Source organism: Rhodobacter ferrooxidans (assembly GCF_000176015.1).
Lineage (GTDB): Bacteria > Pseudomonadota > Alphaproteobacteria > Rhodobacterales > Rhodobacteraceae > Pseudorhodobacter_B > Pseudorhodobacter_B ferrooxidans.
This window is the reverse complement of the sequence record NZ_ACYY01000021.1, coordinates 28,026-40,707: the sequence shown is the minus strand read 5'-3', so window position 1 is coordinate 40,707 and position 12,682 is coordinate 28,026. Positions and strand designations below refer to the sequence as shown.

Below are 12,682 nucleotides of genomic sequence, written 5' to 3'. Positions count from 1 at the left end.
GGTCGGGGGCGAAACGGCAAACAGGACAGCAGAATGATCGTCGAACTTGGACATTTCGCCCTTGTGCTGGCCCTTGCGGTGGCGCTGATCCAGGCCTTCGTGCCGCTGATCGGGGCGCAGAAGCGCTGGCACGGCTGGATCGCGGTGGCCGAGCCTGCGGCAGTGGTGCAACTGCTGCTGATCGCGGTGGCCTTCGGCGCGCTGACCTATGCCTTTGTCACGTCAGACTTTTCGGTGCGGTTGGTGGTGCTGAACTCGCATACCGACAAGCCGATGCTTTACAAGGTGGCGGGGGTCTGGGGCAACCACGAGGGTTCCTTGCTGCTGTGGGTGCTGATCCTGTCGCTGTTCGGGGCCTGTGCGGCGCTGTTTGGCGGCAACCTGCCGCCGACGCTGAAAGCCCGGGTGCTGTCGGTGCAGGCGATGATCGGGGTGGCGTTTCTGGCCTTCCTTCTGTTCACCTCCAACCCGTTCCTGCGGCTGGAGCAGCCCCCCTTCAACGGGCAAGACCTGAACCCGCTGCTGCAAGACCCCGGATTGGCCTTCCACCCGCCGTTCCTTTACCTCGGCTATGTCGGCCTGAGCATGGCGTTTTCCTTTGCCATCGCCGCCCTGATCGAGGGCCGGGTCGATGCCGCCTGGGGTCGCTGGGTGCGGCCATGGACGCTTGCCGCCTGGATTTTCCTGACCATCGGCATCGCGCTGGGTTCGTGGTGGGCCTATTACGAACTCGGCTGGGGCGGCTTCTGGTTCTGGGACCCGGTGGAAAATGCCTCGTTCATGCCCTGGCTGATCGCCACGGCGCTATTGCACTCTGCCATCGTGGTGGAAAAGCGCGAGGCATTGAAAAGCTGGACCATCCTGCTGGCGATCCTGGCCTTTGGTTTCAGCCTGATCGGCACCTTCATCGTGCGTTCCGGCGTCATCACCAGCGTGCACGCCTTCGCCAACGACCCCGAACGCGGCGTGTTCATCCTGATGATCCTGGGCGTGTTCATGGGCGGCGCGCTGACGCTGTTTGCCGTGCGCGCCAGCGCCATGGAGGCCAAGGGGGTGTTTTCCATGGTCAGCCGCGAATCCTCGCTGGTGATCAACAACCTCTTGCTGGCGGTGGCGTCCTTCGTGGTGTTCACCGGCACGATCTGGCCCCTGGTGGCGGAACTTTTGTGGGGCCGAAAACTGAGCGTCGGGGCGCCGTTCTTCAACGCGGCCTTCACGCCCTTCATGGTGGCGCTGGCGGTGCTGATGCCGCTGGGGGCCTTGCTGCCGTGGAAACGGGCGCAGATCGGCCGCGGCTTGCGCAGTCTGGTGCCGGTCTTGCTTCTGGCGCTGGCTTTGGGCGGGCTGGCGTGGTCGATGCAGACCGGCAAATCGGCGCTGGGTCCGGTGGGGGCGGCCTTGGGCGCCTGGGTGGTGTTCGGCGCGCTGACTGACCTGTGGCTGCGCACCGGGCGCGGCGGCATCGGCGCCCGTCTGGGGCGGCTGACCCGGTTGCCCCGCGCCGACTGGGGCAAATGCACCGCCCATTCCGGGCTGGGCATCACCCTGTTCGCGGTCTGCGCCATGAACGCCTGGGCGGTCGAGGATATCCGCGTGGTGCCGGTGGGCGGCAGCTTCCCCTTGGGCAGTTACGAGGTGACGCTGGTCAAGGTGGATCAGGTGCAGGGGCCGAACTACACCTCGATCATGGCCGAGATGACCGCCTCGAAGGGGGGCCGCGTGGTCGCCACCGTGCATCCCGAAAAGCGGGTCTATCCGGTGCAGGGCATGCCCACGACCGAGGCCGGCATCGACTATGGCCTGATGCGCGACATCTATCTGGTGATCGGTGATCCGCAGGAAAACGGCAGTTGGGCGGTGCGCAGCTACATCAAGCCCTTTGCCAACTGGCTGTGGGGCGGGGCGCTGATCATGGCGCTTGGCGGCTTGCTCAGCCTTTCCGACCGCCGATACCGGGTGGCGGCAGGGGCGCGGCGGCACGATATGCCCGCAGTTCCGGCGGAGTAACCAGATGCGCGCCCCGCTTTATGCCCTTCTATCCCTGATGCTTCTGGCCACACCCGTGTTGGCGGTGCAGCCCGATGAGATTCTGCAAGACCCCGCACTGGAGGCCCGCGCCCGCGAGTTGTCGCAGGGTCTGCGCTGTCTGGTCTGCCGCAACGAGAACATCGACGACAGCAACGCCGAACTGGCCCGCGACCTGCGCCTGCTGTTGCGCGAGCGGCTGGTGGCGGGCGACTCCGACGAGGCGGCGGTGGCCTTCATCGTTGACCGCTATGGCGAATATGTGCTGCTGAACCCGACGACGCAGGGCACCAACTTGCTGCTGTGGCTGGCCGGGCCGCTGATGCTGCTGGGGGGCCTGGGCATCTCGCTGACCTATCTGCGCCGCCGCCGCGGGGCCACGGAAACCCCGGTGGCCGCCCTGTCGGAGGCCGAAAAGACCCGGCTTGACCAGATCATGCGCGACTGATCCGCGATGCTGTATGACACGATCTCTGTTTCCCTGACCGACGGCGTGGGGCTGATCACCCTGAACCGGCCCGAGGTGATGAACGCGCTGTCCTCGGCCATGCGGGCCGAACTGCGGGCCGCCGTCACCGACCTGGGCCGCACCGCGCGGGTGCTGGTGCTGACCGGCGCGGGACGGGCGTTCTGTTCAGGGCAGGATCTGGGTGATGCCGCGGCGATTGATGCGCTGGATCTGGAGCGCATCCTGCGCGAGGAATATGAGCCGCTGCTGCATGCGATCAACGATTGCCCGGTGCCGACGATTGCAGCGGTGAACGGCATCGCGGCGGGGGCGGGGGCCAATCTGGCGCTGGCTGCCGATGTGGTGATCGCCACGGAATCGGCGGCGTTCATCCAGGCCTTCACCCGGATCGGCCTGATCCCCGATGCCGGTGGCACCTACTGGTTGCCACGGCAGATCGGCATGGCCCGCGCCATGGCGGCGGCGCTGTTTGCCGACCGCGTCAGCGCCCGGCAGGCCGCCGACTGGGGCATGATCTACGAATGTGTCGCGGATGCCGATTTCGCCGGCCACTGGCAGGCGCGGGCGGCCACGCTGGCCAGCGGCCCGACCCTGGCTTACCGCGGCGTGAAACAGGCAATGCGCGCCAGCTTTGCCAACGACCTGCCCGGTCAACTGGCGCTGGAGGCGCGGCTGCAAGGCCTCTGCGGCCAAAGCCGCGATTTCCGCGAAGGAGTCGCGGCCTTTCTGGAAAAGCGCCCGCCGCGGTTTCAGGGGCGCTAGGCGCCATTGGCCACCTTTGGCCGTGATTTCGCGCGGTCCGGAAATATTCTTCCGGTCGCCCGCAGCCATGATATAGTTAAAGCATTATATTTTTCATCGAAGGATTTGACCGATGCCGACTTATGAAAGCTACTTTCTGAACTCCGTTGCCGGAAGCAACGTCAACTGGCTGGCGGGCACCGTGCTGTTTCCGCAGATGTTCACGAACCTGGTCGGAACTCTTGCGGCCATTGTCAATGCCGACGGCACATGGACAGTGTTTCATGGCGATCTGGCCGGTTTCAGTTTCGACGTCAACGGCAACTTGCAGGGCACGATCCGCTGGATCACCCATACCACGCCGGGTGGCCTTGCGGGCTTTGCCGGGGCCTTCGAGCTTGAATCCGTCGGCGGGGCGTTTGACCATCTCAATATCGACGTCGGAACCTTCATGGCCTCCTCGGCGGGCGCACGCTATGACCTGATGTTCAACCGCCCCGGCATGGTGTTCAACGGCGATGCCGGTGACAACCTGCTGGGCGGCGGGGTTTTTGCCGATGTTTTCAATGGCATGGGCGGCACCGACACCGTTTCCTATATCCGCGCGGCACTGTCGGTGGTGGCCGATCTGGAGGGGACCGTGGCCGGTGTCGGTGAAGGCGCGGGCGATGTGTTCAACGGGATCGCCAACCTGACCGGCAGCGATCATGCGGGCGGCGACCAGTTGTTCGGCACCGCCGGGGTCAACGTGATTTACGGGCTTTGGGGCAATGACCTGCTGTCGGGCCGTGGCGGCAACGACACGCTGGAGGGTGGCGGCGGCGACGATACCCTGATCGGCGGCACCGGCAGCGATCTGCTGAACGGCGGCGATGGCGACGGCGACGAGCTGAACTATTCCGACATGGCGGCCAACCTCAGTCTTTACCTGTCCTACAATGGCGGCGGCACGGTTCTGGTCTCGGGCACCGGGGATTTCGATACGTTCACCGGGATGGAGTATCTGCAAAGCGGCAGCGGCAACGACAATCTGACCGGCAACCAATATGCCAACCGGCTGACGGGCGGTTCGGGCAATGACACCTTGTTTGGCAGCGAAGGCAATGACACGCTGTTCGGCGGTCTGGGCAACGACTATCTGATTGGCGGCTCTGGCACCGACATCGTGCATGGCGGCGGCGGCATCGACATTCTGGCCTTCAACAACGGCGAGATCGGGGCGGTCAACCTGGTGATCGACGACACCGGCACCGGCTTTGCCACCACCCAGGGCACCGGTTCGTGCACCTTCGATGGCATCACCCAGATCGTCGGCTCGTTCGGCAACGACACGATCTCGGGCAACATCCTTGGCACGGCGATCTGGGGCGACAACGGCAATGACCGCCTGCTGGGCCGCGGCGGCAATGACGGGCTGGATGGCGGCGCGGGCAATGACAGCCTTTGGGGCGACAACGACTGGGGCCTTCAGGGTGGCAACGAAGATATGGGCGATGACAGCCTGAACGGCAACGACGGCGATGACCGGATGTTCGGCGGCCAGGGCAACGACCACATGGACGGCGGCGCGGGCATCGACACCGCCGACTATTCCGGCATGTTCGACGATTACGGCAATGGCGAGTATTTCATCGTCGCCAACCTCGGCCTGGATCGGGTTGACAAATACTATTTCGACTACTTCGATGGGCTTTCCTACCTGATCTCGACCGACACGGTGCTGGGCAGCGGTGCGGGTGCCGTGGAAAATCTGGTCGGAACCGCGGCCGGCGACCGGCTGGAGGGCAGCAGCGGCAACAACGCACTGACCGGCGGCGGCGGGGCGGATACCTTTGTCATCACCTCGGGCGGCGGGCACGACCGGATCACCGATCTCGGGCTTGGCGGGGCCGACGTTGTCACGGTGGGCAGCAATGCTACCCTGACCGCCAGCCTTGCTGCCGCCTGGACGGCAACCGCGGCCAGTTCGAACTTCGGGGTGGCGAACATCAACACCAGCGGCCTGGCGGTCAATCTGGCCGCCATCACCCTGGGCAGCGGCTGGCGGGTCACCAACAGCGGTTTTGCCACCCACCTGACCGGCTCGGCAGCAGGCGATACGCTTTCGGCCAGCACCCGGGCCTCGCTGGGCGTCGATACGCTGACCGGCGGTCTGGGCGACGATATCTATGTCACCAACGGCGATGACCAGCTGGTGGAACTGGCCGGACAGGGGCTGGACCGGGTGGCCAGTTCCGGCAGCTACACCTTGGCCGCGAATGTCGAATACCTGACCCTGACCGGCCGGTCCGATATCAACGGCACCGGTAACGCGCTGGACAACGTCATCAACGGCAATATCGGGGTCAACACCCTGAACGGCGGCACCGGCACCGATACGCTGGCGGGCGGCCTTGGCAATGACACCTATATCACCGATGGCGGGGATATCCTGAACGAAGGCGTCGGTGCGGGCATCGACCGGGTGCTGAGTTCGGCCACCTACGCGCTGGCCGCCAATATCGAAAATCTGGTGCTGACCGGCACAGCGGCGATCAATGGCTCGGGCAATGCGCTTGATAACATCATCACCGGCAATGCTGCTTCCAACATCCTCAGCGGCACGGGCGGCGCGGACACCCTGGTGGGAGGACTCGGGGATGACATCTATGTCACCGACGGCAGCGATATCCTGGTCGAAGCCGTGGGGGCAGGTCTTGACCGGGTGGCCAGTTCGGTCACTTACATTCTGGCGGCCAATCTGGAATACCTGACGCTGACCGGGACAGCGGCGATCAATGCCACCGGCAACGCCCTTTCCAACATCCTGAACGGCAATGCCGGGGCCAACACCCTGAATGGCGCGGGCGGCAACGACACCATGGCGGGCGGGCAGGGCGACGATATCTATGTCGTCGATGGCGGCGATAGCATCGTCGAGGCGGCAGGCGCCGGGCTGGACCGCGTGGCCAGTTCCAACACCTACACGCTGGCGGCCAATCTGGAATACCTGACCCTGACCGGAACGGCGGCGATCAACGGCTCTGGCAATGCTCTGGACAACATCGTGAACGGCAATGCCGGGGCCAATATTCTGGGGGGGGATATCGGCAACGATACCCTGTCGGGCGGCGCGGGGGCGGACATCTTCATCTTCAATACCGCGCCGGGGGTGGGAAACATCGACCGCATCACCGACTTTGCCGTGATCGACGACATGATGGCCGTGGGGGGGCCGGGCTTCGCAGGCCTTGCCGCAGGCGGGCTGGCGGCTTCGGCCTTTGCGGCCAACCTGACCGGGCTGGCCACCGATGCGCTGCAACGCATCCTCTACGAAACCGACACCGGGCGGCTGATGTTCGATGCCGACGGCAATGGCGCGGCTGTGGCTGTGCAGTTTGCCACACTCGGCACCGGGCTGGCGCTGACCGAGGCCGATTTCTTCGTGCTTTGATCCAGCGGGCGACAGGTCCAGCCAACCCTGTCGCCCGCAAACCCGGTTCCCGGCTTGATTCAAGTCATGGCAGCGCCAAACCGTTCAATGACAGGTTCACCGCAGGTGACACTGACAAAGCCGTGATCGAGCGGCATCCCGTTGGCTGAAGCAGCCTTTCGCAGAGGCAGGGCAGCGGGATGACGGCCGGGGGCGGATGGCTTCTCTGATTGGAATATGGAAATGAGCAACACTGTTTCGGGACCGCGCTGCGCCGCCCTGGTGGGAACCTATACCAGCGGCAAGACGACCCTGTTCGAAGACCTGCTGTTTGCCGTCGGTGCCGTTGACCGGCGCGGCACCGTGCGGGAGGGCAACACCGTCGGAGATGGCGCAACCGAAGCGCGGGCACGCGCGATGAGCACCGAATTGTCGGTGGCCAGCATCGACTTCATGGGCGAGCCCTGGGCGCTGATTGATTGCCCCGGTTCGGTGGAACTGGCCTACGAGGCGAAATGCGCCATGATGGTGGCCGATGTGGTGGTGGTGGTCTGCGAGCCGGTGCCGGAACGCGCGGTGGCGCTGTCGCCCATCCTGAAATTCGTCGATGACCACAAGATCCCGCACCTGCTGTATATCAACAAGATGGATCAGGCCGAAGCCTCGGTGCGCGCCACCTTCGAGGCGTTGCAGACGGTATCAAGCCGCCCGCTGGTGCTGCGCGAAATTCCGCTGCGCGACGAGACCGGCAAGATCACCGGCCTGATTGATCTGGTCAGCGAACGCGCCTGGCGCTGGAACCCGCACAAACCCTCGGACCTGATCAGCCTGCCGGAACGCCTGAAGCAGGACGAATCAACTTCGCGCAGCAAGATGCTGGAATCGCTGGCGGACTTTGACGACACGCTGATGGGCGAACTGCTGGAAGACACCGTGCCATCGACCGACGAGATCTACGCCAATCTGGTGCGCGACCTGCAACAGGATCTGATCGTGCCGGTGTTCTTCGGCTCTGCCGAGCAGGAAAACGGCATCACCCGGCTGTGGAAAGCCCTGCGCCACGAAGCGCCGGGGGTGGCTGTCACCGCGCAGCGGCTGGGCATCGACCCGGCGGGCGGCACGCAGGCGCAGGTGTTCAAGACGGTCTATGCCGGCCAATCGGGCAAGATGTCCTTGGCGCGGGTCTGGGCGGGCGATCTGCGCGACGGCATGCCGCTTGGCAACGACCGGCTGGGCAGCATCGGCTCGCCGCTGGGCAAGAAGATCACCGCCCGGAAAACGGCGGTGGCGGGCGAAGTGGTGGTGCTGGGGCGGATGGCCACCGCCGCCACCGGCGAGTTGCTGGGCGAGCATGGCGTGCTGGCGGCGAAGTGGCCGGTGCCACCCGCACCGCATTTCGCCCATGCCATCCGCGCCGAGCGGCAATCGGACGAGGTGAAGCTTGCCGCAGCACTGGCGCGGCTGTCGGAAGAAGACCCGTCGCTGACCTCGTCGCTGGATGCGGGCTCGGGCGAACTGGTGCTTGGCGGGCAGGGCGAGATGCAGTTGCAGATCGCCATCTCGCGGCTGAAGGGCGATTACGGGTTGCAGGTATCGCACCACGCCCCGTCGCTGCCCTACAAGGAAACCATCACCCGCCCGGCCTCGCAACATTCGCGGCACAAGAAGCAGTCAGGCGGCCATGGCGAGTTTGCCGATGTGCATCTGGAAATCACGCCGCTGCCGCGCGGCGAGGGCATCCGCTTTGACGACCGCATCACCGGCGGCGTGGTGCCGCGGCAATACATCCCGGCGGTGGAAAAGGGCGTCATGGCCTATCTGGCCCGTGGTCCGCTGGGGTTCGAGGTGGTCGATGTCGCGGTGTCGCTGACCGACGGCGGCTTTCATGCCGTTGACAGCTCTGACATGGCTTTCCAGAAGGCGGCCGCCAAGGCGATGACCGAGGCGATGGCCAATTGCGGCCCGGTGCTGCTGGAGCCGATCGTGCGGGTCACGGTATCGGTGCCGACCGAGTTCACCCCCAAGGTCCAGCGCATCGTCAACAGCCGTCGCGGCCAGCTTCTGGGCTATGACGCCAAGGACGGCTGGCAGGGCTGGGACGAAGTGCAGGCGGTGATGCCGCAATCCGAAACCGCCGATCTGATCATTGACCTGCGCTCGCAAAGTCTGGGCGTGGGGTTCTTCGAGACGGTGTTCGATCATCTGCGCGAAGTTGAAGGCCGCGAGGCGGAAAAGGTGATTGCTGCGCGGGCCGAAGCGCTGAAATAGGCAGTCGGGGCAGGCGGGTTTCGGCTTCTGGCCGAGGCTCGCCTGTCACGCCGGTCCGGCGGGTAGCGGTGCGTCTTTGGCGTCGGCACCGCCGGTGCTGGACTTTTGCCTTGCGGAATCGGAAAAGCGATCGGGCAGGTCGCCAACGATCCGCACCAGCAAGGGGAACCCTGACCTATGGCACTGGAAGACGCGAAATCGCAGGTCGATACTGCTTTCACCCGCAAGGGACTGCGCGGCCTTGCCTTCGAGAATGCCTTCGGCGGCGCCACCTCGTTCCTGCGCCGGACCTATACCAAGGACCTGACCGGGGTTGACCTCGCGATCACCGGCGTGCCCTTCGATCAGGCGGTGACGCACCGCACCGGCGCCCGCTTCGGCCCCCGCGCCATCCGCGAGGCAAGCGCCCTGCAACCCTACGATCCGCCCTACGGCTGGCCCACCAACCCCTTGGAAGAGCTGAACATCATCGACTACGGCGATCTGGCCTTCGACTATGCCAAGGTTGCCGATTTCCCCGACGCCCTGACCGCCCATATCCGCAACATCCTGGCCGCCGGGGCAGGCAGCATCGCCCTGGGCGGCGACCACTACATCACCCTGCCGATCCTGAAAGCCTATGCCGAGAAATTCGGCCCGCTGTCGGTGATCCATTTCGACGCCCATTCCGACCTGTGGCAGGACGACGACTTCTCGCGCATCGACCACGGCACCATGATGTATAAAGCGGTGAAGCTGGGCCTGGTGGACCCCGCCCGAAGCGTGCAGATCGGCATCCGCACCCATTGCGACGACTACCTTGGCATGAATGTGATCGACGCCCGCGACGTGCATGAACATGGCACCAAAGCCGCCGTCGCCAAGGCCCGCGCCATCGTCGGGGCGAACCCCACCTACCTCACCTTCGATATCGACGCGCTCGACCCCGCTTTCGCCCCCGGCACCGGCACGCCGGTCTGGGGTGGCCTTGCCTCGTGGCAGGCGGCGGCTATGTTGCGCGATCTGGCCGGTGTGCATCTGGTCGGCGGCGATGTGGTCGAGGTGTCGCCGCCCTATGACACCACCGGCGCCACCGCGATTGCTGCGGCGCATGTCGCCCACGAGTTGATCTGCCTTTATCACTGGAGCCGCCGGAAAGAATGAAACGCCTCATGTCCACGCTGCTGATCCTTGCCCTGATCGCCCTCGTCGCCGCCTTCGCCGCGGTGCGCCTGCTGCCGACCGATGCCGCCGCCTGGCACACCGATCCCACCACCGCAGTGAAACCCGACAAGCCGAACAACTGGCTGGTCGCGGCCAACGGCGACGCCGCACCCGTGCAACTGACCCTGCCGCCCGATCAGGCCGCCGCCAAACTCGACGCCATCGCTTTGGCCAGCCCCGGCACGACGAAACTCGCCGGCGAGGGGCTGTTCACCACCTACATCACCCGCTCCAAACTCTGGGGCTTTCCGGATTTCACCTCCGTCAAACTCACCCCCACCGCCACCGGCTCGGAACTGACCCTCTTCGCCCGCGCCCGTTTCGGCTATTCCGACATGGGCGTGAACCAGGCCCGGGTGGAAAACTGGCTGGCCCAACTTCAACCCTGATCCCATTCACCTTTGCACAAATATCCCACAGGGGGTCCGGGGGGTGTGAAACCCCCCGGTCCTGCCCTTGACCCACCGCGCACCATAGGCCAAACCGCCCGCATGGTGCCGATGGAAAAACTCGACCAGATCAGCCGCCGCTTCGAGTTTCTCGAAGCGAAGCTGGCCGCTGGTGCGGGCCATGCCGAAATAGCCTCCCTCAGCCGCGAATATACCGACCTGAAACCGGTGGTGGCCGAGATCAGTGCCTATCGCCGCGCGCTCGACGATCTGGCGCAGGCCGAGGCGCTGCTGGCCGACCCCGAAATGCGCCCTCTGGCCGAGGAGGAACTGCCCAGCCTCAAGGCCCGCATCCCGGAACTGGAACAGGCGCTGCGCCTTGCCCTGCTGCCGAAAGACGCCGCCGACGCCCGCCCGGCCATCCTTGAAATTCGTCCCGGAACGGGGGGCGACGAAGCCGCCCTGTTCGCCGCTGATCTCTTGCGGATGTATCAACGCTACGCCGAATCCCAGGGCTGGCGCTTCGAGATCATCGACCAGCAGGACAGCGACCTTGGCGGCATCCGCGATGTCACCGTGCATGTGCAAGGCGCGGGGGTCTTTGCCAAGCTGAAATACGAATCCGGCGTGCACCGGGTGCAGCGGGTGCCGGAAACCGAAAGTCAGGGCCGGGTGCATACCTCTGCCGCCACCGTCGCCGTGCTGCCCGAGGCCGAGGAAGTGGACCTCGACATCCCGGCTTCGGATATCCGCATCGACACCATGCGCGCCAGCGGGGCAGGCGGGCAGCACGTCAACACCACCGATTCGGCGGTGCGGATCACCCACCTGCCCACCGGCATCATCGTCACCTCGGCGCAGAAATCGCAGCACCGCAACCGCGATCTGGCGATGCAGGTGCTGCGCGCCCGGCTTTACGACCTGGAACGCGCCCGCGTCGATGGCGCCCGCGCCGCCGACCGCAAGGCGCAGGTCGGCTCGGGCGACCGCTCGGAACGCATCCGCACCTACAACTTTCCGCAAGGCCGCCTGACCGACCACCGCATCAACCTGACGCTGTATGCGCTGCCGCAGATCATGGCGGGCGATCTGGGCGGCGTGATCGACGCGCTGGTGGCGCAGGATCAGGCCGACAAGCTGGCCGAGATGGAGGCATGACCGCCTCTGCGCAAGCAGCCCTGCGCGCCGCCGTGGCGCAGCTTTCCGATGCCGGCATCCCCGACGCCGCCCGCGACGCCCGCCACCTGCTGGCCCACGCCATGGGTCTGCCGCCCGACCGGCTGACCCTGCACCTCGCGGACCCGCTGACCCCCGACGCCGCCGCCTTGCTGGCCGCCAACCTCGCCGCCCGCAGCCAACGCCAGCCGGTCAGCCAGATCACCGGCAATCGGCTGTTCTGGGGCCGCAATTTCCGCGTCACCCAGGACGTGCTCGACCCCCGCCCCGAAACCGAATCCCTGATCGCGGCCGCCCTGGCCCAGCCGTTCCAACGGGTGCTCGACCTTGGCACCGGCTCGGGCGTCCTCCTGCTGACCCTGCTGGCCGAACGCCCCGCCGCATCGGGCCTTGGCATCGACCTCTCCCCCGCCGCGCTGAACGTCGCCCAGGCCAATGCCGAAACCCTGAGCCTCGCCAACCGCGCGACCTTCGCGCTGTCCGACTGGCTTACCGCCGTCCCGGGCCAATACGACCTGGTCGTCGCCAACCCGCCCTACATCGCCGAAGCCGAAATGGCCGCCCTTGCCCCCGAAGTGCGGCTGTGGGAGCCGCACCTGGCGCTGACCCCGGGCGGCGACGGGCTGGACGCCTACCGCGCGATTGCTGCCGGGGTGGCACCGCACCTTGCCCCCGGTGGACGGCTGCTGGTCGAGATCGGCCCCACCCAGGCCCAGGCCGTTTCCGGTCTTTTCCGCGCTTGCGGGCTGCCCGACATCCGGGTTCTGCCCGACCTCGACGGCCGCGACCGCGTGATCTCGGCCCAGGCCGGATCGGTGCGGCAAATCGCCTGACCTTGCGGGAAAAAGGCCACAAACCGCCGTTTTCCGCTGAAAAATCCAGCAAATCCGGTGCAGTTTGCCAGAATCATCTTGTCAGCGCCGCGCTTGCGTGATTACTCAGGCCCACATGACAGGCGGATGGCATTCCACCGTTCCCTGCATGTTCAAGCCAAAAATG

At 65.7% G+C, this 12,682-nt stretch carries 9 protein-coding genes; all 9 read left to right on the top strand.

Features of this window, described 5'->3' with window-relative positions:
- Nucleotides 1–33 precede the first annotated feature (33 nt).
- The gene (locus RSW2DRAFT_RS13705; RefSeq protein WP_008031933.1) at nucleotides 34–2,007 is read left to right on the top strand and encodes a heme lyase CcmF/NrfE family subunit; all 1,974 of its coding nucleotides are present in this window, start codon (nucleotides 34–36) and stop codon (nucleotides 2,005–2,007) included.
- Nucleotides 2,008–2,011: 4 nt separating this feature from the next.
- Nucleotides 2,012–2,473 carry a cytochrome c-type biogenesis protein gene (locus RSW2DRAFT_RS13700; RefSeq protein ID WP_008031932.1) on the top strand — a complete coding sequence of 154 codons (462 nt, stop codon included), beginning with the start codon at nucleotides 2,012–2,014 and terminating at the stop codon, nucleotides 2,471–2,473.
- Between the two features lie 6 nt (nucleotides 2,474–2,479).
- Nucleotides 2,480–3,256 (top strand): enoyl-CoA hydratase-related protein, encoded by a 777-nt coding sequence (locus tag RSW2DRAFT_RS13695; protein ID WP_008031931.1) that lies wholly within the window; start codon nucleotides 2,480–2,482, stop codon nucleotides 3,254–3,256.
- 112 nt (nucleotides 3,257–3,368) lie between these two features.
- Nucleotides 3,369–6,668 (top strand): calcium-binding protein, encoded by a 3,300-nt coding sequence (locus tag RSW2DRAFT_RS18560; RefSeq protein ID WP_008031930.1) that lies wholly within the window; start codon nucleotides 3,369–3,371, stop codon nucleotides 6,666–6,668.
- A gap of 222 nt (nucleotides 6,669–6,890) precedes the next feature.
- Nucleotides 6,891–8,915: an elongation factor G gene (locus tag RSW2DRAFT_RS13685; protein ID WP_008031928.1), complete on the top strand. Its 2,025-nt coding sequence runs from the start codon at nucleotides 6,891–6,893 to the stop codon at nucleotides 8,913–8,915.
- A gap of 177 nt (nucleotides 8,916–9,092) precedes the next feature.
- On the top strand, nucleotides 9,093–10,058 hold the full coding sequence (speB, locus tag RSW2DRAFT_RS13680; RefSeq protein ID WP_008031925.1) for an agmatinase: 966 nt from the start codon (nucleotides 9,093–9,095) through the stop codon (nucleotides 10,056–10,058).
- A gap of 8 nt (nucleotides 10,059–10,066) precedes the next feature.
- Nucleotides 10,067–10,507, top strand: a complete 441-nt coding sequence (locus tag RSW2DRAFT_RS13675; RefSeq protein ID WP_156790727.1) for a DUF1499 domain-containing protein — start codon at nucleotides 10,067–10,069, stop codon at nucleotides 10,505–10,507.
- 102 nt (nucleotides 10,508–10,609) lie between these two features.
- The gene (gene prfA / locus RSW2DRAFT_RS13670) at nucleotides 10,610–11,665 is read left to right on the top strand and encodes a peptide chain release factor 1 (RefSeq protein ID WP_008031921.1); all 1,056 of its coding nucleotides are present in this window, start codon (nucleotides 10,610–10,612) and stop codon (nucleotides 11,663–11,665) included.
- The gene (gene prmC, locus RSW2DRAFT_RS13665; protein WP_008031918.1) at nucleotides 11,662–12,516 is read left to right on the top strand and encodes a peptide chain release factor N(5)-glutamine methyltransferase; all 855 of its coding nucleotides are present in this window, start codon (nucleotides 11,662–11,664) and stop codon (nucleotides 12,514–12,516) included. Before prfA ends, prmC begins: the two co-directional genes overlap by 4 nt.
- The last annotated feature ends 166 nt before the right edge of the window (nucleotides 12,517–12,682 follow it).

Excerpts from the sequence above, each read along its gene's own strand:
- RSW2DRAFT_RS18560 (WP_008031930.1), top strand. The coding sequence starts at position 3,369 with ATGCCGACTTATGAAAGCTACTTTCTGAACTCCGTTGCCGGAAGCAAC.
- RSW2DRAFT_RS13685 (WP_008031928.1), top strand. The coding sequence starts at position 6,891 with ATGAGCAACACTGTTTCGGGACCGCGCTGCGCCGCCCTGGTGGGAACC.
- RSW2DRAFT_RS13675 (WP_156790727.1), top strand. The coding sequence starts at position 10,067 with ATGTCCACGCTGCTGATCCTTGCCCTGATCGCCCTCGTCGCCGCCTTC.
- speB (WP_008031925.1), top strand. The coding sequence starts at position 9,093 with ATGGCACTGGAAGACGCGAAATCGCAGGTCGATACTGCTTTCACCCGC.
- RSW2DRAFT_RS13705 (WP_008031933.1), top strand. The coding sequence starts at position 34 with ATGATCGTCGAACTTGGACATTTCGCCCTTGTGCTGGCCCTTGCGGTG.
- prmC (WP_008031918.1), top strand. The coding sequence starts at position 11,662 with ATGACCGCCTCTGCGCAAGCAGCCCTGCGCGCCGCCGTGGCGCAGCTT.
- prfA (WP_008031921.1), top strand. The coding sequence starts at position 10,610 with ATGGTGCCGATGGAAAAACTCGACCAGATCAGCCGCCGCTTCGAGTTT.
- RSW2DRAFT_RS13700 (WP_008031932.1), top strand. The coding sequence starts at position 2,012 with ATGCGCGCCCCGCTTTATGCCCTTCTATCCCTGATGCTTCTGGCCACA.
- RSW2DRAFT_RS13695 (WP_008031931.1), top strand. The coding sequence starts at position 2,480 with ATGCTGTATGACACGATCTCTGTTTCCCTGACCGACGGCGTGGGGCTG.